At 61.3% G+C, this 17839-nt stretch carries 20 protein-coding genes; 10 read left to right on the top strand and 10 right to left on the bottom strand.

Annotated elements, in window-relative coordinates; genetic code table 11:
- Window positions 1-5: 5 nt before the first annotated feature.
- On the bottom strand, window positions 6-989 hold the full coding sequence (nadE, locus tag RFM68_RS04055; RefSeq protein WP_320231371.1) for an NAD(+) synthase: 984 nt from the start codon (window positions 987-989) through the stop codon (window positions 6-8).
- Window positions 986-3634, bottom strand: a complete 2649-nt coding sequence (locus tag RFM68_RS04050; protein WP_320231370.1) for an AMP-binding protein — start codon at window positions 3632-3634, stop codon at window positions 986-988. Before RFM68_RS04050 ends, nadE begins: the two co-directional genes overlap by 4 nt.
- 234 nt (window positions 3635-3868) lie before the next feature.
- Here RFM68_RS04050 and RFM68_RS04045 point away from each other — a divergent pair, with 234 nt between their 5' ends.
- Together RFM68_RS04045 and RFM68_RS04040 are read left to right on the top strand one after the other, a co-directional pair.
- Window positions 3869-4888 carry an NAD-dependent epimerase gene (locus RFM68_RS04045; protein WP_320231369.1) on the top strand — a complete coding sequence of 340 codons (1020 nt, stop codon included), beginning with the start codon at window positions 3869-3871 and terminating at the stop codon, window positions 4886-4888.
- A gap of 357 nt (window positions 4889-5245) precedes the next feature.
- Window positions 5246-5827, top strand: coding sequence for a sigma-70 family RNA polymerase sigma factor (locus RFM68_RS04040; protein WP_320231470.1), 582 nt, complete (start codon window positions 5246-5248; stop codon window positions 5825-5827).
- 95 nt (window positions 5828-5922) lie between these two features.
- Here the strand turns inward: RFM68_RS04040 and RFM68_RS04035 are convergent, their stop codons facing one another.
- Window positions 5923-6084 (bottom strand): hypothetical protein, encoded by a 162-nt coding sequence (locus RFM68_RS04035; RefSeq protein WP_320231368.1) that lies wholly within the window; start codon window positions 6082-6084, stop codon window positions 5923-5925.
- 609 nt (window positions 6085-6693) lie between these two features.
- On the opposite strand from RFM68_RS04035, the gene RFM68_RS04030 reads away from it, so the two are divergent.
- From RFM68_RS04030 to RFM68_RS04020, 3 genes are all read left to right on the top strand, one after another.
- Window positions 6694-6900 carry a hypothetical protein gene (locus RFM68_RS04030; RefSeq protein ID WP_320231367.1) on the top strand — a complete coding sequence of 69 codons (207 nt, stop codon included), beginning with the start codon at window positions 6694-6696 and terminating at the stop codon, window positions 6898-6900.
- Window positions 6901-7142: 242 nt separating this feature from the next.
- Complete coding sequence (locus RFM68_RS04025) at window positions 7143-7385, top strand: hypothetical protein (protein ID WP_320231366.1); 243 nt, start codon at window positions 7143-7145, stop codon at window positions 7383-7385.
- Window positions 7386-7679: 294 nt separating this feature from the next.
- Window positions 7680-8030 carry a response regulator gene (locus RFM68_RS04020; RefSeq protein ID WP_320231365.1) on the top strand — a complete coding sequence of 117 codons (351 nt, stop codon included), beginning with the start codon at window positions 7680-7682 and terminating at the stop codon, window positions 8028-8030.
- 12 nt (window positions 8031-8042) lie between these two features.
- On the opposite strand, the gene RFM68_RS04015 is transcribed toward RFM68_RS04020, so the two are convergent.
- From RFM68_RS04015 to RFM68_RS04005, 3 genes are read right to left on the bottom strand one after another with little or no spacing between them, the layout of a single operon-like run.
- The gene (locus tag RFM68_RS04015; protein ID WP_320231364.1) at window positions 8043-8417 is read right to left on the bottom strand and encodes a response regulator; all 375 of its coding nucleotides are present in this window, start codon (window positions 8415-8417) and stop codon (window positions 8043-8045) included.
- 35 nt (window positions 8418-8452) lie between these two features.
- On the bottom strand, window positions 8453-12025 hold the full coding sequence (locus RFM68_RS04010; protein WP_320231363.1) for a CheR family methyltransferase: 3573 nt from the start codon (window positions 12023-12025) through the stop codon (window positions 8453-8455).
- On the bottom strand, window positions 11979-13034 hold the full coding sequence (locus RFM68_RS04005) for a chemotaxis protein CheB (RefSeq protein WP_320231362.1): 1056 nt from the start codon (window positions 13032-13034) through the stop codon (window positions 11979-11981). Before RFM68_RS04005 ends, RFM68_RS04010 begins: the two co-directional genes overlap by 47 nt.
- A 364-nt stretch (window positions 13035-13398) precedes the next feature.
- On the opposite strand from RFM68_RS04005, the gene RFM68_RS04000 reads away from it, so the two are divergent.
- A complete protein-coding gene (locus RFM68_RS04000; RefSeq protein ID WP_320231361.1) occupies window positions 13399-13830 on the top strand; it encodes a hypothetical protein in 432 nt (143 codons plus the stop codon).
- A gap of 56 nt (window positions 13831-13886) precedes the next feature.
- Here RFM68_RS04000 and RFM68_RS03995 read toward each other — a convergent pair whose 3' ends face one another.
- Together RFM68_RS03995 and RFM68_RS03990 are read right to left on the bottom strand one after the other, a co-directional pair.
- Window positions 13887-14468: a response regulator gene (locus RFM68_RS03995; RefSeq protein WP_320231360.1), complete on the bottom strand. Its 582-nt coding sequence runs from the start codon at window positions 14466-14468 to the stop codon at window positions 13887-13889.
- Between the two features lie 412 nt (window positions 14469-14880).
- On the bottom strand, window positions 14881-15078 hold the full coding sequence (locus RFM68_RS03990; RefSeq protein WP_320231359.1) for a DUF2934 domain-containing protein: 198 nt from the start codon (window positions 15076-15078) through the stop codon (window positions 14881-14883).
- 161 nt (window positions 15079-15239) lie between these two features.
- Here RFM68_RS03990 and RFM68_RS03985 point away from each other — a divergent pair, with 161 nt between their 5' ends.
- Window positions 15240-15572, top strand: a complete 333-nt coding sequence (locus tag RFM68_RS03985) for a hypothetical protein (protein ID WP_320231358.1) — start codon at window positions 15240-15242, stop codon at window positions 15570-15572.
- A gap of 166 nt (window positions 15573-15738) precedes the next feature.
- Entirely contained in the window at window positions 15739-16080 is a 342-nt protein-coding gene (locus RFM68_RS03980; RefSeq protein WP_320231357.1) for a hypothetical protein, read from the top strand.
- A gap of 97 nt (window positions 16081-16177) precedes the next feature.
- Here RFM68_RS03980 and RFM68_RS03975 read toward each other — a convergent pair whose 3' ends face one another.
- Window positions 16178-16471, bottom strand: a complete 294-nt coding sequence (locus RFM68_RS03975; protein WP_320231356.1) for a hypothetical protein — start codon at window positions 16469-16471, stop codon at window positions 16178-16180.
- 161 nt (window positions 16472-16632) lie between these two features.
- Window positions 16633-16836: a hypothetical protein gene (locus RFM68_RS03970; RefSeq protein WP_320231355.1), complete on the bottom strand. Its 204-nt coding sequence runs from the start codon at window positions 16834-16836 to the stop codon at window positions 16633-16635.
- Window positions 16837-17172: 336 nt separating this feature from the next.
- Here RFM68_RS03970 and RFM68_RS03965 point away from each other — a divergent pair, with 336 nt between their 5' ends.
- A complete protein-coding gene (locus RFM68_RS03965) occupies window positions 17173-17475 on the top strand; it encodes a DUF982 domain-containing protein (protein ID WP_320231354.1) in 303 nt (100 codons plus the stop codon).
- A gap of 28 nt (window positions 17476-17503) precedes the next feature.
- Entirely contained in the window at window positions 17504-17788 is a 285-nt protein-coding gene (locus RFM68_RS03960) for a DUF982 domain-containing protein (RefSeq protein ID WP_320231353.1), read from the top strand.
- Window positions 17789-17839 lie beyond the last annotated feature (51 nt).

Below are 17839 nucleotides of genomic sequence, written 5' to 3'. Positions count from 1 at the left end.
CGGCGTCAGTCCACATCCATCGGCACGGACGCCAAGGGCCGCGCGTGAAGATATCGGGCTGCCCGGCGCTTGGCTTCGATGTCCTTGAAGACTTTCTCGACCTGGCCGCCGGTGAGGCCCGCAGCCGCTGCAACCTCGTCGGCGCATAACCCATGGTTCACGCCATAGAGGCACAGATCCGTCAGGTGGTAAGGCAGCGCGAAGTAGAACTCCTCCTGGCTCTGCGCCATGGAGAACGTGTCGGTGGTCGGTGGCCTGCGGCGGATTTCTTCGTCTACTTCGAGATATTCCGCCAACTGATAAACTTGCGTTTTGTAGAGGTGCACGATCGGCATGACGTCGGCGATGCCGTCGCCTTGCTTGACGAAGAAACCCTGGTCGTATTCGAGTCGGTTTGGCGTTCCCGCAACAGCGTAGCCGAGGCGATCGGCATGATAATATTCGGTCATCTTGCGAATGCGCTGCTTGTAGTTGGTCGCGGCAACAATCTGCAGATAGGCTGCCATGGGCAGCCGAACCGTGTTGATGTTGCCGTCAGGATCCTGAACCGTGAGACGGGTGATGTTGAGGCCCTGGCTCTCCAGGACCGAGGTAAGCACAAGTTTGCACTTCCAACCTTCGTCGTAGTCCGGGACGACGGCGCGGATGGCCTCGATCTGCCGGCGATAGGCGCCGATGGCATCAAGCGCCGGGGCTATGTCTTCAACCAGAGTGTCGATGCCGAGTTGGGCGGCGACGACACGTCCGAGCCTTAGCGAGTCTCCGGAGGAGTCACGCTCCGGCATGAAGATCCCCAGCACCTTATCCCTGCCGAAGGCGTGCACGCACAATGATGCGACAACGGAACTATCGATGCCGCCTGATAGCCCAACCACCACTCCACGCCGACGAAGCGTTGCCAGAACCTGCTCACGGGTCGATGACACGATGCGGTCTGCCTCCGCCGCGGCGTCCAATGCCAGCACTTCCTTGGTGAATCCCGAGATCACGCCGGCTGGCCCTCCAATTGCAGAGTTTCGGCCGTCGTATACGTTTGTAAGACGGCCTTTTCGATCAGCGGACGGTTGGTCGCGACGTGAGGCTCCGCGACGAGATCGATGTGTGTGCCGACGATCGCGATCACCTGCAGGTCCCGAAACACTTGATCCCACCCGATGGCGCGGGACATGCCCGGGCGAGCACAGCGAAACAGTGTGCCATGAATCGGAAGCACCGCTTTGGGTTCCTCCAGCCAGCGGAAAAACGCTTGAGCCCGCAAGACTTCCTGCAGCTCCAGCTTGACCCGGAAGCACGCTCCGTTGAACTGACCTTCGGTGTAACGGTCGATCGCGCCAGCGAGGCGGGTTTCGTAACCCATTCTGACCGCGATCTTCGCCAGGGCGCGGCAGGCGACGCGATGGAACGAGATGCGGTTGGACCGCAGCCGGCGCGCTGTGCGGGTGACCGTATCCCAGAGGCGGCTGCGCTCGCCCTCAAGGCTTGTGTCGAGGATGCCGACGAACTTGACCGACCGTCCGGCCTTTAGCAGACGCACCGCGACTTCCAGCGCGACCGCTCCGCCGAGCGAGTGGCCCAGAAGCCTGACATGTCCCGACGGCTGAGCGCGGCTGACTTGTTGGACAGCGGCGTCTGCCATGCTCGCGAGATCACTCTGTCCGCCGAGGATGAATGCGAGGGCCGGGTACCTGATTGGAACCACCTTTGCAGTTTTCCCCATGGCAGAGGCAAAGGCGGCAAGACTTGGACCGTAGCCGACAGACCCGGGAAACAGAAAAAGGAGTGGCGGGTTGCGCTCGGGGGCGGCTTTGCCAGATGAGGCTGGTTGTGCTGCCACAACAGCCTTCACCATTTCGTCGGCGCTCATCCCGACCGTAAAGCTTTCCAGCCCGAGTTCCTGACCGATGAGATTCTCGATCTCCATCACGCAGTGCAGCAGTTTCAGCGAGTCTCCCCCAGCCTCGTCCCACCTGCCCACGGCTGCTCGCGTATTGAGAACCTTGATCCATGCCTTCCGCACCACCCGACCTACCGCCGGGTCGCTATCGGAACTTGACGGATCGGCGGCGGCAGCCGGCGTCCTGGCCAGGAGGTCCATCTTCCCTAGTTTGGCCAGGTCGATCTTTCCGCCGGCAAGGTATGGGATCTCACCGACACGGTGGAGCCGCAGAGGCCGCAACGGTGGGGGCAGCGTGTCTCCAATCAACCGGCGCAGATCATCCACAAAGTCCGGACCGGCGGAATCGTTTGGGATCGCGAATGCGACAAGTTCGCTTGCCTCCGTTACGATCGCGACAGCGTCCCGGACCGATGGGGCGGCTCGCAGAGCCCTTTCGAGCTCGGCCGGCTCGATACGTCGACCGTTGATCTTTATCTGCCTCCCCTTGCGGCCGATGATCCTCAACAGACCATCGCTGTCCAATCGCACGAGATCACCGGTCGGAAAAATCCGCTCGCGCGGATTGTCGGGGTCCGCATCGACGGGAACGACGGTGCCATTCTCCCAATGCCCAAGGAGGACATAGGGGCTCTTGATCACAAGCTCTCCCGTCTCACCGGGCCGGACGACGTATCCCTCTTCGTTCACGATAGAGAATGCGATCCCCGGCAAAAGGCGTCCAACCGGCACATCGGGCTCGGTGTTCGGCGGCTCTGACGGCAGGAACCACTGCGATCCTGTCGTTTCCGTGGACGAATAGCCTATCTGGATGAGGCAATGCGGCGGGACGGCTTTTCGCAGAAGAGCAATATCGGTCCAAAGCACTTTCTCGCCCCCGACGCGGACAACTCTAAGCGAGCTGAACGTATCGGCAGGAGCATCAGCCATCAGCGTTCGAAGCAAGGCGGGCACGAGATAGGTGACAGTCGCGCCCTGGTCTTGCATCCTCGCGCGAACGCCGCGCAGGCCGATCGCTTCCAATTCAACGAGCTGCAAGGTGGCGCCAGTAAGAACGGCAGCCAGAATCTCACGACAGCCGGCTATCGTGGCCAGGCCCGCCAGGGGGAGGAAAACATCCTCCGAGTCGACGTGACAAGCGTCGACATATTGTTGCACGCGCCACAGCAAGCTGCGCTGGCTGTTGACGATGCCCTTGGGACGCCCTGTGCTGCCCGAAGTATAAAGAATGATGGCCGGCTCATCGACGGAAGGCCGCGGAAGAGGCGTCGCCAACAGGTTTCGCTCCGAGGCCGAACTTACGCCCATGTCGATCCATTGGACGTCTGCAGCCAGATCGCGCGGGCGGTCTCCCATGCCCAGCATCGCCGAGAGCTTGGCCGCTGACACGATCTCCTTGACCCGGGGGCCGGGATCTCTCGCATTAAGCGGAATTGAAACCCGTCCAGCTGCCATCGTTGCGAGCATGGCGACGATGCTCCAGACCGAGTATGGCTGGCAGATTCCGACTGGCTTCCCCGCGGGAACGGCGCTTGCAACTCGGCGGGATAGAATCTCGACGGCGGCGCCGAGCGCCGAATATGAGAGTTCGTCCGCGCCGTCATTGATGGCGATCTTGTGCGGATGTTGCCTGACAATAGTTTCCAGCCGGGGACCGATCCCGATATCCGCAAACCCGGCTGGCAGAGGCAGATATGGCCGCAGGGCCGGTTCGCCCTGGTCCAGAGCATAATCATACACCTCTGCCCACCTGGGGGGCCCCGGCGGAAGAGGAGCCTCATCAAGATCCTGGTCCGTTGCTGGTGCCTTCACATATGCCGGGAGCATGGCTTGCCTGAGCTAGAGATGAAGTTCGGTTATGGTCCCGCTCAGCAGATGTTTCATCGATCATTCTGATGATGCTTCCTGGGATAAATGGAGGCGAGGGTGGAAGTGGGTGTGAATCTGGTCACAGCTTAACGTTAGGGCCATGCCGTGACATCAAACAGGCCTGTTCTTGTCACCGGGGCAGCCGGTTTCATCGGCTTTCATCTGTGCCGGAGACTGCTTTCCGACGGCTGGCAAGTCGTCGGCCTCGATTCGATGAATGAGTACTACGACGTCAACCTGAAGCGAGCCCGGCTCGATCAGTTGGAAGAATTTCCGCATTTCCGGTTCGAGCATGTCGACCTCACCGATCGGGATCGCATTTCGGCGCTTTTTGCCTCGGTCGATCCGGAAATCGTCGTCAATCTCGCAGCCCAGGCCGGCGTTCGTCATTCGCTGATCAACCCTTACGCCTATGGCGAAAGCAATCTAAGCGGGTTCCTCAACGTCCTCGAAGGATGCCGCCACGCGTCAGTCGGCCATCTGGTCTATGCATCCTCGAGCTCGATCTATGGCGGCAGCACGCGGATGCCGTTCTCCGTTCACGATTCCGCCGATCACCCGCTCAGTCTTTACGCCGCCAGCAAGAAGGCCAATGAGTTGATGGCACATGCCTACAGCCATCTTCTCGGGCTGCCGGCGACTGGTTTGCGGTTCTTCACCGTCTACGGGCCGTGGGGGCGGCCGGATATGGCCCTGTTTATCTTCACAAAGGCCATACTTGCAGGCGAGCCGATCGACGTCTTCAACCATGGCAACATGCAGCGTGATTTCACCTATATCGATGACATCATCGAGGGCGTGGTCCGCATAATGCAGCTGCCTGCGACACCCAACAGGGAATGGAGCAGCGCCGCGCCTGACCCCGCGACCAGCAATGCGCCATTCAGGATCCACAACATCGGCGGCAGCTCGCCGGTTGAGCTGAACCACTTGATTGCGCTGCTCGAAGAGGCGCTGGGCAGAAAGGCGAAACGCAACTGCATGCCGCTCCAGCCAGGCGACGTGCCTGCGACATGCGCAGATGTCAGCTCACTTGAGAAAGCGACCGGCTTCAGGCCGAGGATTCCGATCGAGATCGGGGTCCGGCGTTTCGTGGAATGGTATCGGGAATTCTATCGAGCATGATCCGGACAGCTCCGGTTCAGGGCGGTCATCGCGGTCCATGTGGCAAGGCTGTCCGGCGAAGAGAGCGATGAAGAGCGCGCCATCCGCGAGAGATGGTCAAAAGATGTAGCGGGACAGGCGAAAGCGGCCGGGCCTGCGCTCCGCCGCGGTTGCTTCCCCGAATCTCGCGGTGATTTCCGTGCCTTGGTACCTTGAGGAACCCAAGCTCGAAGAGGCTCATTGAATATTTCCGGGTTCATTCAACCGAGCCGCTCCATCGAAACTTCTGGTCGAGCGATCGAAAACAGGAACGTTCCTTTTTCTCAGGCATTCTCCTTGGGCTGCACCTCCTTCACCCTACCTGCTGGGATCGGGACATTGTCACCCAGAGAGCACAACTTTCCAAACCACGACGCCGACGAGATTTCCATTGTCGATCTGATCCCTGCCTTGCGGGCTTTTGCGCGCACGTTCTGTCGCGTGCCGGACGATGCCGACGATCTTGTGCAGGAGACATTGACCAAAGGGCTTGCCAATCTGGACAAGTTCGAGCCGGGGACGCGCCTGAAGTCCTGGCTCTTCACCATCATGCGCAACACCCATTATACGCGCATCAAAGCGGCGGCCAGGGAAGCGCCGGGGCTGCTCGACTGCGCCTCGAGCCGTCCGATTTCGGAGCCATCGCAGGATTGGTCCGTCCAAAGCAGAGAAGTGCATCAGGCCATCCAGAAACTGCCGTCACATCAGCGCGAGGTCTTGATGCTGATCGGCGTGCTGGGCGTAAGTTACGAAGAAACCGCGGGAATATGCGGCTGCGCCGTCGGCACGGTCAAAAGCCGCCTCAACCGCGCGCGCGCCGGCGTTCTGGAGTTCTTGGGGGAAAGTTCGCCGCAGACGCTGGTTGAGCGGCGCCATCAAGTTTCGGATAATCACTGGGATGCCGAAAGCGCAAGACGCTAGAACAGTTCAGCGTTCGATAGAATCGCTGACCTGCTCTAATGCCGGACGGAAAACAGCTGCGCACTTTTCCTGTAAGCAGATTCAGTGCCTATCGGTCACTGAGGTGCTTTCATGGCTTTCGCCTCCCTCATCAAAGAGGCCCAATTCAAGCCAAGCAGAGAAACAAGTTCGAGCGCCTGCGCTTCGGTAATGCCCGTCTTTTCGACCAGCCGCCGAACGAATTCGCCTACTTCCGGGGATCTGCGGTCCTGTACCATCGGACTACTCCCAATCGACGACAACGATTAACTTATGTTAACGTTCCATTGTTGCTGGTAGGAGTTGCCGATGCGCGCGCGGGGAGGCGACCGAGCCCCACCCGCCGAATAATGCCGCATGCTTCTCGGTGATATCCGCCGCTATCGGTGGCCGGAGCGCGTCTGCGGTTCCGTGAACCGACGAACCGCTTCCCCTGTCGCATCGAGTCTGCGTTTTTCGACCAGCGCGTTCTGAAGCTCGAGTGCAAGCTTTGTGAGCCGGTCAGGGACCTTCTCGCGCTCGATAGCGGTCAACAGGGATGCGATCTCCTGGTCCAAGCCCAGGCTTGCCTGGTCGCAAAGATCGCGCTGGCTCGTGCGAGACATCGCCGTCTCTTAACAATAGAGGCCCCTTCAAATTTCACCGAGACATACCCCACCCGCCTTTGCAAGGCGCTTGCCGCAAGCCGTGGAGTTTCTGGCTCGTTGTCACCGGATTTCGAACATCCAGCTGGACCGAATGTTCCTTGGACGGCAGGATTTCGGCACGGTCGAATTGCCTTGCCTTACTGGCCGACGACGGAACCATCGGGGGCTCCGGCTGTTGGGCATCAGCATGGAGCAATCGCCATGGGGCTCTTTTCCGACCTGAACAAGAAGCTGACCGAAAACATCTATGCCCATGGCAGCTATCTGAGCGATCCGAGCGCCGACCTGCCGCGGCGGGTCGAGGAGACGGTCGACCTTCTGATGCCCTTCATCCAGCCCGCTGCACGCGAAGCGGTGAGGCTGGAAATCCTCGGCATCATCCATGAGCATATCTACGACGAGGAGTAACGGGCCGTTGCCGCGCGGCCGCTGATATCGTTGCCACGGCTGTGGCGGCGATCTCAGGCGCTATTCCGAATGCCGCCGGGACCGCTGCTTCTCGGCGTCCCGCAACACGCGGACAATGGCATCCACGGGGGAAGGGTCGGCCGTGGGCTGTGCTTTCCACCGCCAGAGATGACGAAACAAACTTCTCAAGCTCGGCATCGCAATGATCTCCTTTTGCGTTATCAAACCTGCAACAAGGAGCGATGTTCCTTCTCGCCGACCACCAGAAGACCGCGGCGAACAGGAATGCGGCCGCCGCCAGAAACACGATCACCGGCACCGGGCCGTTCCTGCGCGGCTGCAGGCCGGGCGGCGGCCCCGCCTGGATGTCGCAACGCTGCTCGGTGTTCGCTCGTTCGATGGCATCTGGCCTCTCCTTCGCCCCCGAACCTCTGTCCAGGTCCGCTGTTCCAAAAGGTCTTGGAAATGAGAAGAGGCCCGACTGAGTTTGTTCGCGAGCGCTCATTCGGCGACGGGCCTCGAAGATCGATTCCCGAGTGCAGACGGAACTTTGATACGAGCGGGGCCTTGTATTCTTAATGATGCCAAGACCGAGAGGCAAGAATGCAAGTTGTCGATAGTGAAATACATATCGGGCCAGAAGGTGTTCTGGCCGAGTTCCTCGGTGAGGGCGGCGAAAAGAAAGCCGTTACCGTATCTGTACCCGATCCGCGACTGGCGCAATTCCGGACGGAAAACCGCTGGGCGCTTTTCCTGGAATTGCCCCAGAGGAGGTCGTTATGCGGGCGCCCTTGGCACTGATCATTGAAGACGAATATCTGATCGCTTCCGACGTGGCGAACGGCTTGAAGGCGCGTGGTTTCGAAGTGGCCTGTGTGGCTTCCGAGCGGGCGGCCGTGACCTGGCTCGAGGACAACAAGCCGGACCTGGCCATTATCGACATCCAATTGCTCGACGGGCGACGTGGCGTTGCCGCCGCTCGCCTCAAGGAGGCGGGTGTGCCTTTCCTGGTGCATTCGGGCTACGATCCTGAGTTTCAGTCGCCGATCTTCCACGGCGCGCCTTACCTGTCGAAACCCGCGCCGATCCCGCACCTGGTCGAACTTGCGAGCCAGTTGGTGGAGTCATAGGCAGGCCCGTTCTCAGCCTGACGCGGCGCTCCCGCGGAACCGCGACACCGCCTCGACTAGCACGTTGTAATTGACTGGCTTGGTGAGCTTCGGCGCGTCCCGAAACTTGTCGGGAAAGACCGTGACGCTGTCGTAGCCCGTGAGGAAAATAAACGGGACATTACCGAGGGCAAGATGCTCGGCCAAAGGGAAGCTGGGCTCGCCCCGAAGGTTCACGTCCAGCACAGCGCCGTTCAGCGCGACGCCCTCGATACGTTGGAGCGCCTCGGCAACCGTAGGCGCCGGGCCGATCACGGTGCATCCTGCCTGGGTCAACTGATCGGAGAGGTCTTCCGCAAGCATAAACACGTCCTCGACAACAAGGACAGTCAGGCCGGATAAGAGCATGTTTGTGTCCACTCCTTATCGCATAGCGGCAAATGTCAGCGAGCTGTGCCTGACGCCAGCGGAATGTCTATGTAGCATTCAACTCCGGAGCGCTCGAACCTCAGATCGACCTTGCCTCCCAGTTCGTACTCCAAACTTTGCTGGATGAAGCTTGTTCCGAAATTCCGCCGTGGCGGCTCCTTGACGGCAGGCCCGTCGATTTCTCTCCAGCGGATCGACAGAAGGCCGGGCTTGTCGGTGTTCCACGCCACGTCGACACGACCGTCCTCGGTAGAGAGCGCCCCGTATTTCGCGGCATTGCTGGCAAGCTCGAAGAACACCATGCCGAGCGTCGCGGCAGCGCTTGCGCCGAGCTGCAGCGGGCGCCCTTGGATGACGATATTCTGGCGCTGCTTGTTGCCGTAGGGCGAGAGGACCGCCCGCAGCAACTGCTCGAGATCGGCATCTCTCCAGTTGTAGGAGGACAGCACCTCGTGCGTTCGACCCATTGCCTGCAAGCGCTCCTGGAACGAAGTGGAAAAATCGCTCATCGACGTCGAGGTGCGGACCATGCGGGAGGTCAGCGCAGTGACTGTGGCCAGAATGTTTTTCACGCGGTGCTGCAGTTCGTGCAGCAGCCTTTCCTGGCTGCGTTCCGCCTCTTTGTGGCTCGATATGTCGACCAGCGCCGCGATGGCGCCGCGCACCTTGCCCTTTTCATCGAAGAGCGGGTTGGCCGACATCATGACGTCGACGCTGGTGCCATCCTCATGCCGGATCTGCGCTTCGTAGCCCGGAATTGCCTTGCCGGTGTGGATTGCCTTCAGCAGAGGCTGATCATCGGCACCCACTTCGGCGCCATTTAGCGTCAATGGCAAGACGGTGGGCACGGATATCAGCTTGTTGCCGGCGGCGCGCTGGTCCAGGAGCTCCGCCGCACGCCGGTTGACGCGGATCTTCACGCCATCGCCGTCCTCGGCGATGAAGATGCCGACCGGCACAAGGTCGAGCAGGGTTGCGAGGCTTTCGACACGGTTGCGCAGGTCATGCGAGAGCACGCCGATCCTTTCCTCGGCCCGCACGATCTGGGTGACGTCGACGAAGGTGACGACGACGCCGGCGATAACGTTGTCGACGGTCCGGTAAGGCAGGACACGCATGATGTAGCGGCGGTCATTGTCGACGTCTCCGATCTGCCGCTCGATCGTGCCCAGCCTCTGCAGCACCTGCTCCAGATCGGACTGAAGCCCGTCGGCGGGAAAGCGCGGGCGCACGTGAGCCAGCGGCCGGCCGACATCGCTTTCGACCAACCGGAACAGGTCGCGCGCCGTCGGCGTGAAGCTCTTGATGCAGAGCTCGCGGTCGAGGAACACGGTCGCGATCTGCGTGCTTTCGAGCAGATTGGCCATGTCGTTATTGGCGCGGCTGAGCTCGTCGACGCGGATGTTCAGCTCCGCATTGACGGTCTGCAGCTCCTCATTGATCGACTGCAGCTCTTCCTTGGAGGTCTCAAGCTCTTCGTTGGACGACTGCAGCTCCTCGTTGATCGAGGACAGTTCCTCGTTCGAGGATTTCAGCTCCTCATTGGAGGATTCGAGCTCCTCGGTGGTGATCTGCAGCCGCTCCCTGGTTTCCCTCAGCTCCCTTTCGAGCTGATTGACATTGGCGCTTTCGACGTCGTCGGTCGTATGGACCGGCTCGCTCTGGGACTCCGCCTTGATACCGCCGATGTCGCGGAAGACCAGCATGTAGAGCGGGTCGGAAGAACCGTCGGACGGCAGTGGTTGCACTGCAAGGCTGATCGTCTGGCGGCCGCCATTGGTGCCTATGCTGATCTTGTTCTGGATCGCCACCTGTCCGGTGCTCGCCGCCTTGTGGAGCGCCGCCCGCAAATCCATGCGCAGGCCGCGCCTTGCCATGGAAAAGACGTTGTGATCGGGAGCGCCGGCGGCGAGCTCCAGGTACTTTCCCGTGCCTCCCGAACTGTGCATCAGCTCGCCGGCGGCGTTGGTCACCACATAGGCAGGCGCATAGCGCTCGACGAGAAGACGCTCCGCGGCCTCCTGCAGGGTTCCGGCCGCCGCCCTCGGCCTTGGATGCGGGACTGTCTGTCGGGGGGCGGCGGCGAGCGGGAATTCCGGCAGGCGTTGCGGAGCCACCCCACCGCGCTTCTGGAAGATACGGGTCGCCTTGTCGACGGTGGAGAACAGGCGCACATGCCGCGTGACGTTCTCCGACGATCCAAGGAGAAGATAGCCGTTGTTGCGCAGTGCGTAGTGGAAGATCGGAATAATCTTTTCCTGCAACTCCGGACCCATGTAGATCAAGAGGTTCCGGCAGGCGATCAGGTCGAGCTTGGAAAAGGGCGGGTCGCGCAAGAGATTGTGCGCCGAAAACAGGCAGACCTCGCGGAGATCGGCCGAAACGCGGTAAGTGCCGTCCTCGCGCGAGAAGAACTCCTTGAGCCGTTTCGGTGTTATGTCCGTCGCGATCGCCGCCGAGTAGCGGCCGGCGCGGGCCACTTCCAACGCGCGCTCGTCGATGTCCGTGGCAAATATCTGCAGATTGAGCGAGGCGGATCCGCGCAGCGCGTTCTCCTTCAAGAGCATGGCGATCGAGTAGGCTTCCTCGCCGGTGGCGCAGCCTGGAACCCAGACCCTGACGGTCTCGTCCGGCTTGCGGCCCTCGAACAGCTTGGGGATGACCAAACGTTCGAGGGCGTCGAAGGCTTGCGCGTCGCGGAAGAAGCTGGTGACGCCGATGAGCAGGTCCTGGAACAAAAGATCCACCTGCTGGGGCTCGTCGCGCAGCCTTTCGTAGAAGGCGGCCGGATCGTCGATCTGCAGCACCTGCATGCGGCGCTGAATGCGCCGCAAAATCGTGTTGTCCTTGTAGCCGCTGAAATCATGGCCGGTGCGCACGCGAAGCAGCGCCGCGATGCGCGAAAGCTGTTCGGCCACTTCGCGCTTGTGGCGCTCGCGCTCGCTCTCGGGGCGGTTGGAACGGCTGAAGTAGCTGACCAGCTTGCTCGCCATTTCCTCCGCGGGAAGGACCATGTCCACGAGCCCGCTCTGGACGGCGCTGCGCATCATGCCGTCATACTCGGCACTTTCCTGCGCCAGGGTCAGTCCGCCGCGCTCCTTGATTGCCCGGAGCCCGATGGTGCCGTCGCTGCCGGTTCCGGAAAGGATGATTCCAGCCGTCTTTTCCGACTGGTCTTGCGCCAGCGAGTTGAAGAAATCGTCGATGGGCGTCCGTCTGGTGCGCGCTGCCGCCATCTTCGCCATACGGAATCGCTGGTTCTCGACGGTCACCGATACGCCCGGAGGGATGACGTAGATATTGTTTGCCTCGATCTCCGCGCCCTCTGCCGCGGTTTGCGTTTCGATCGCGGTCGAACGCTGGATGATGCTGGCGAGCACGCTTTCGTGCTCGGCATCGAGGTGTTGAATGACCACATAGGCAAAGCCGCTGTCGTCCGGCACTTCGGGAAAGAATTTCCGCAACGCCGCGATGCCGCCCGCCGATGCGCCGATGCCGATGATGGGGAAGGGCGCGGACTCTTTCGCACCCTGCCGCGAACTAGTTGTGGCCTTCCTCGATGTTGCCTTCCTCGCCGCCTGCGCCATTACCTGTTACCTGTTCCCGCCTGCTTTCGAGAATACGCCCGATAAGAGCCGCATCCGAATCGTATTCCTGCGCCCGCTTGACGAATTCCGCGGCGAGTCCGGAGCGGTCCTTTGTCCTTTGCCGCTCGGCCATCCGCCTCGCAAACTCAGCCCGCTGCTGATGCGAGCGCAGCAGGCTCCACAGGATCTCGTCCGCCTCGGTCGCCTGCGCTTCCATAACAGCGTCGGCGGTGAAGGCGTGCCCGGTATGGCACCGATAGCGCAGCATGTCTCCGTCTTCGATCTCCCACAGCGGCCCGTGGCATTCCGGACATGTAAACACCGACAGTTGCCCAAGTCGATCTTCATCTTTCATGGTCGAATGCTCCTGCGCGGCAATGGCCGCCTCCAGCCTGACCGCTGCCGGGGGGCGAAAGGATTCGCCGGCCGGTTCGGCCACGAGTTCTGCCAGCAAAGGGCCGATCTGCGCCGCGGGGAGGCAGTGGTCGACCTCGACATAATGCAGCGCGCTTTCGACCATAGCCGGCACCAGCGTATCCTCCGGATGCTGGACGACAGTCAGCCCGCCGACGGCCTTGACGGCCCTCAGCCCGGCGGTGCCGTCGGAAAGCGAACCCGACAGCAGCACACCGATGACGCTCGCGCCGTAACTTAACGCCGCAGAGCGGAACAACGGGTCGATTGCCGGCCGCGCGAGATTTTCGCGCGGGCCGCGCCGCAGCAGCATATGGCCGTCATGAAGGAGAAGGTGGAAGCCGGGCGGCGCCACATAGATGCAGCCTGTCCTGAACGCCGCCCCATTCCCGGCCGATATGGCGTCGAGCGCTCCCGCGCGGTCGAGGATCTCCGGCAGATAGCTGACCTGGCCGATATGCACCACGACGAAGACGGCCGCCGGCAGATCGGCGGGCAGGTCGCCGACAATCCGCTTCAGCGGTTCGATCCCGCCGGCCGACGCTCCGATGACGACGATGTTGTGATTTTTCGATGGGCCTTTGAAACGAGCCATTTTGCCAACCAACCTCCCGGTCAGGCGGTGGGAGCATCCCCTGCGGCGATGGCACCATCGCGGTTCAAGCGCCCGGTCAGTCGTTTAACCGTTCAAAGGGTCCGAATGTTCCATTGCCGGCCGGTTTCACCCATCAGGCGCGAGCCTCCACGGGAGCGGCAAAGTTCCGTTGGCGAGAAGGACTGCTGGAACATAGGGGATCGCCCGCAGTTCGGTTTCGCTTCGGACGTCGCGAGGCGTCTGTTGAAGATCGGTGGACAACACCTGGTCGGCCCGCGCCTGTCCCTCACAGGTGCGGGCTTGAGGCCGCGGCCGGACATGCAGCCGCGGCGAGGATGTCGCCGCCCAACCACAGGAGACAGCAATGAAGCATCAGACATCACATGAACTTCAATCGGTTGCGGTCATCGACCGTCTTGGATTGATTCCTCTGGCAACGAGAACGCAGCGGATAGAGCGGTGGGCGGAATTGCTCGACCGAAATCCCCTGCGGTGCCTCGCGGCCTTGGCAGGCACCGAATATGTCGATCCCGAGGTTCGCGCAGGAGCCCGGGCGGCCGGATCTCCGCTTGCGGTTGCCTTCGAGGACCCACTGCTGCGCGCCGCCGGGTTGCAATCGGACACGTATGGCGAAGCTAAGCGCTTTTTCGAACTTTCCGATTGGCAACTGCATGACGTCGTCTGCAGCTGTCATGCCGGCGCGACGATGCAGGCCAGCTGGGCCGCCGCGCGGGTCCGCAGGCTGATAAGCGGCAACCGGGTCCTCGCCTGGCTCAAAAGCCGCCTCGTGCATTGAGAATAGCTGGCCGCCCGGCGAGCGCAGGTCGCCGGCGACACGGCCGAGTTGTGAGGTCAGTGCAGCAAAGACGCCCCGCGCGAATGCGCTATCTCGCGCATGATGGCGTTTAGCCAATCGGCGATGGATGACCCGGCGGACCTTTTGTCGATATCCTCAAGCGCCCGTTCCAAAGTCCGTTCGACAAGGCGATCGGAAGCTCCTGCATCGTCCAGCAGAAGACGCGCGGTGAGCCGCAGCTTGGGTAGCAGCGCAACGATGTCGTCGGCCGTGGACGCCGGCTGCGCAACCGCAGGAGTCCCAGACCCAGGCTGGGGTTCTGGAGGAAACAATGCATCCGAAACAGCGGCTTGGCTCGACGACTTGCTCAGGCTGCTCGCAAAACGCAAATGCTCCGGAATGGCAATCTCGTCATAACCGCTGAAGAACACGAAGGGCACGTTGCGCCGCATCAACTCATCCGCGATAGGGAAAACGTGTCGGCCTTTGAGATCGATGTCCAGAATGGCGGCCTCGGCCATCCTCGCATGCTGTTCAGCCTGCTCCACCGTCGCCACCGGACCAAGAATGATCACGCCCATGTCGGCGAAGAACTTCGCAAGATCGCTGGCCAGCAGCCACTCGTCTTCAGCGATCAAGAGGTGAAGTCCCCTGAGGTTCCGCACACCAAGCTCCTTCTGTTCGTGTTTCGAGGGGCCTCAGCCGCGATGCGGATGCTGCGCCAGCACCGGGTGCACATCGCAACGTCGCAGGAAAACCGAGTCTTAGAACGCGGCTATGAGGGAACCGTTCCAGATGGCTGTTGTCTTGCGCGTTGAAACCATTCGGCGGGCCTGCAGTTCGGCACACGGCGAAATCGACCAGGAAGGCGGCACAAAGCCGGCGACGCTGCCACGCGGTGACGCGGGCAGTTCTTTCAGCCATTCTGATCGATAGCGTGGGGCGGGGGCTGCTGGCTGCCGCCGCTCGGGCGCTCGTTGTTCTGGTCAGCCCAAACCCAGACGGCGGCCATCACGATCACCGGAATGCCGCATCGGCCCGCCGCCGTGCTCAGCCGCCCGGCCTGTTGGCAGCCGGATCAGAGCCAGCCGCGGGATCCGGCGCCACCGGACCGCGCTCGGCTTCCGGGCTTTCCGACTCTATCTCCTGGACGGCTTGGTCCCAGTGTTCCTGCTGGCGCCCGTCGGGACGGCCTTCGCGTTCCCAGATTTCGTGCGCGCGTTGCCTGATGCGATCTACCCTATCCATGCGAACCTCCTCTTGCGCCTGGGCTGGCGCTGCTTGTGCCCAATCGGATGCCAGAATGTTTGTTCCATCGGATCCGAACTTGGTTGAGGTGGAGTGCGCCGTATCGGGAACGTCGCCTTCGCGCCGCTGTTATTTCTTCATGCGAAACCGGAGATTAAGTCATGAACGACAATGAAAACCGCCGCGAGACCGGCGCCACAAAATATCCCGCCAACACCGATCCGGATCCTGCCGATCAATTTTCGCAGCACGCCGCCGACAACGAAAAGCCTCGCGAGGGCATGGGCCTTACCCGGCGACAGGGCGAGGTCGAGGACAAGACCCATCAGTCGGAGGGTCGCAATCCGCCGCGCCAGGCGACACCCAGCCCGGTGACGGAAAAGAGTTCAGGGGCTGGCCCGGCGGTCGCCGAGCGTTCCAAGGCGGCCAAGGCGCCCAGGAGCGGCCGTCAGCCCGGCGCCTATGTGAAGGCCGGCGCCTATGTGAAGGAATGAACAGCGCGGCCGCCGTGGAACATAGCTTTGACCTGTGAGTTCGATAGCGGCCCGCCGCCGACGATCCGGCGGCGCATTGTGCGGCTCCGGATATCCGGGCCGCCGCAACCACGGCGGAACGGCAATGTGCAGAAGCGCACGATTTCAGAAACGGGCAGGTGCATAGGTGGCGTCCCGCTCGCCCGGCTGGCGTTTGGTGAAGGGATGGCTGGCTTTGCCGGCAAGCCTGCTGGCAAGTTTTCTTTGCGTCCCGGCGTCGGCGCACCAGGCACCGGCGGGCTGGCAATACGATCCTTCCTGCTGTGCCGGCGTGGATTGCTATCAGGCGCCGCCGTCGGACGTGAAGGAGACGAGATACGGCTATCGGTTGTCCACCGGCGAACTGATCCCATACAGCGATCACCGCATCAAGCGATCTCGCGACGAATATTTCCATGAATGCAAGCCGGGCGGCGACACCATGTCCCAGCATTCGTTCTGCCTCTATGTCCCGGACCGCGGCATGTGACGCTGGACGGATCGATCGGAGATCGTGAAGGAGAAGGCGGCCTTTCCTTCGAAAAGGCGGGCCTTCTCAGTGTGCAGAGGCAAAAGGCGCCTAAGACCTATTTGTTGCAATTCTGCATGTTGGACGTGGTGTTGCCGCTGGCCGTATTGTTGTCGATGTCGTTGCCGGCCGCATCCTTGCACCGGTCGCCCGCGCCGTTGGACTTCGTCGTGGAGCTGGTGCTGTTTGTGGTGTTTGGATCGACCGTTCCGCCATTGCCGTTGTTGTTCATGCCATTGGTCCCTGTCGTGGCACCTGTGCCATTGGTTCCGGTACCGGGGCTGCTGGATTGTGCCATTGCGGACGTGGCCAGGACAATTGCGAGAGCCGAAGCCGAGAGAAGTTTAATCATGGGAAGTCTCCTGTTTGATCGCCTGATTGCGATCTGAGTCAACAATGAATTCCTCACGATGTTCCAATGGGCGAGTTGCGAGCGCCACTTTGTCGTTGCTTACTTTGTTCAAGCGATAACCATACGATGCGGCGTCGCATCTGGTGTAGGAACATCGAGGTTTACTTGTTGGTTCGAATTTTCTGGCGCGGGTTGATTCCGCCCGCGGAGGTGGTGTCGTTTTCGACATCGCCCTCGACCGTGTTTTCGCCGTGCTCCAGTTCGTCGCCTTCCTTGATGGTGCCCTTGGAGGTGCCGATGCCGGGATCGTTGCCCATGTCGGCGTCGCTCGGTTTTTTCGATTTCGGGTGCTGGTTTCCGCTCATGGCCGTTCCTCGCGCTCTCTCTCTCTTTCTCTTTGGAACCGGAAGGTGCGCCGAATGTTCCGCCGTTCAAACGCTGAATGGTTTCCGGCACGCCTGTTGCCGCGTGCCTGGGTCCGAGCGACGTGACGGCGGTTTCTCGCAGAGCGCGTCGCCTTGGCTGGCCGCGGATTTGCTGCCCCAAACGAGCGCTATCCGACTTCGGCATTTCCCTAAAAAAATTGGTGCAGGCAACATCTTGACGGCCAAAATCCACAAACCCATATCGCCGCCAGGCCAGGGCCGCTGTCGGTTCCTGCCTGTCCCAAAGCTCAATGTTCGTTCGGTTTGGAGGATCTTATGAACGATCGGATGTTCGACAGCCCTGTTTTCGTAAGAAGTGGAAACAGCCTTATCCAGGAGATCGCGTGTCTGGAGGATGCTTTGGAATTCCTGTACGAGTGGCCAAAGCACAAACGCGGTCCGATCTATGATACCGCCCTTCGCGCTTGCCAACGGGCCTTCGACAGCGATTACCCGCTGACGTCGGCGCAGGTTGCGTTTTCCAACTTTGCCAAATCGGCCAGAATCCTCGAGCAAGTGAGTGCTCCGCCGCTATGGATGACGGGCACGAGCGGCCGCGGCGGTGGACTGACAGCCTGACGTCATCGCGAATGTAACGGAGTTCGCAATGCTGTCCAAACCCTTTGACAAGCCAGTCCGCGTGTGGGTCGGATTGGGCTTCCCGCGTCAACTCAATACGGTGGTCGACGCTTACCAGTTCGCAGTGGACTGGTGCGGCAACAGTCCCGAGCAGAAGGCAGCCATTCGAGCCTGCAAAGCCGCGTTGGTCGGAGACGTCGACGCCGAGACCGCGAGGGGTGTTTTCGTGGCCTTCGCGCGAAGGAAAGACATTTTGGTCGAAGACGGAGAAATCCCTCCCGTCATCGGAAATAGCCGACCCACTCACGCTTGATATCGGTGGAGCGCCTGACGGTCGTTCGGGCGCTCTCCATTCCGTCACCAT

The sequence above is a fragment of the Mesorhizobium montanum genome, assembly GCF_033977145.1.
Classification (GTDB): Bacteria; Pseudomonadota; Alphaproteobacteria; order Rhizobiales; family Rhizobiaceae; genus Mesorhizobium; species Mesorhizobium montanum.
Note: the sequence above shows the minus strand (reverse complement) of the source record. Positions and strands in the feature narration are given on the sequence as shown.

Bases quoted from the DNA above. Each gene is read 5' to 3' on its own strand.
- RFM68_RS04005 (WP_320231362.1), bottom strand. From the start codon at position 13,034: ATGGCTCGTTTCAAAGGCCCATCGAAAAATCACAACATCGTCGTCATC.
- RFM68_RS03960 (WP_320231353.1), top strand. From the start codon at position 17,504: ATGCTGTCCAAACCCTTTGACAAGCCAGTCCGCGTGTGGGTCGGATTG.
- RFM68_RS03985 (WP_320231358.1), top strand. From the start codon at position 15,240: ATGAACGACAATGAAAACCGCCGCGAGACCGGCGCCACAAAATATCCC.
- RFM68_RS03965 (WP_320231354.1), top strand. From the start codon at position 17,173: ATGAACGATCGGATGTTCGACAGCCCTGTTTTCGTAAGAAGTGGAAAC.
- RFM68_RS03970 (WP_320231355.1), bottom strand. From the start codon at position 16,836: ATGAGCGGAAACCAGCACCCGAAATCGAAAAAACCGAGCGACGCCGAC.
- RFM68_RS04000 (WP_320231361.1), top strand. From the start codon at position 13,399: ATGAAGCATCAGACATCACATGAACTTCAATCGGTTGCGGTCATCGAC.
- RFM68_RS03975 (WP_320231356.1), bottom strand. From the start codon at position 16,471: ATGATTAAACTTCTCTCGGCTTCGGCTCTCGCAATTGTCCTGGCCACG.
- RFM68_RS04035 (WP_320231368.1), bottom strand. From the start codon at position 6,084: ATGGTACAGGACCGCAGATCCCCGGAAGTAGGCGAATTCGTTCGGCGG.
- RFM68_RS04020 (WP_320231365.1), top strand. From the start codon at position 7,680: ATGCGGGCGCCCTTGGCACTGATCATTGAAGACGAATATCTGATCGCT.
- RFM68_RS04025 (WP_320231366.1), top strand. From the start codon at position 7,143: ATGTTCCTTCTCGCCGACCACCAGAAGACCGCGGCGAACAGGAATGCG.
- RFM68_RS03990 (WP_320231359.1), bottom strand. From the start codon at position 15,078: ATGGATAGGGTAGATCGCATCAGGCAACGCGCGCACGAAATCTGGGAA.
- RFM68_RS04010 (WP_320231363.1), bottom strand. From the start codon at position 12,025: ATGGCGCAGGCGGCGAGGAAGGCAACATCGAGGAAGGCCACAACTAGT.
- RFM68_RS04015 (WP_320231364.1), bottom strand. From the start codon at position 8,417: ATGCTCTTATCCGGCCTGACTGTCCTTGTTGTCGAGGACGTGTTTATG.
- RFM68_RS04030 (WP_320231367.1), top strand. From the start codon at position 6,694: ATGGGGCTCTTTTCCGACCTGAACAAGAAGCTGACCGAAAACATCTAT.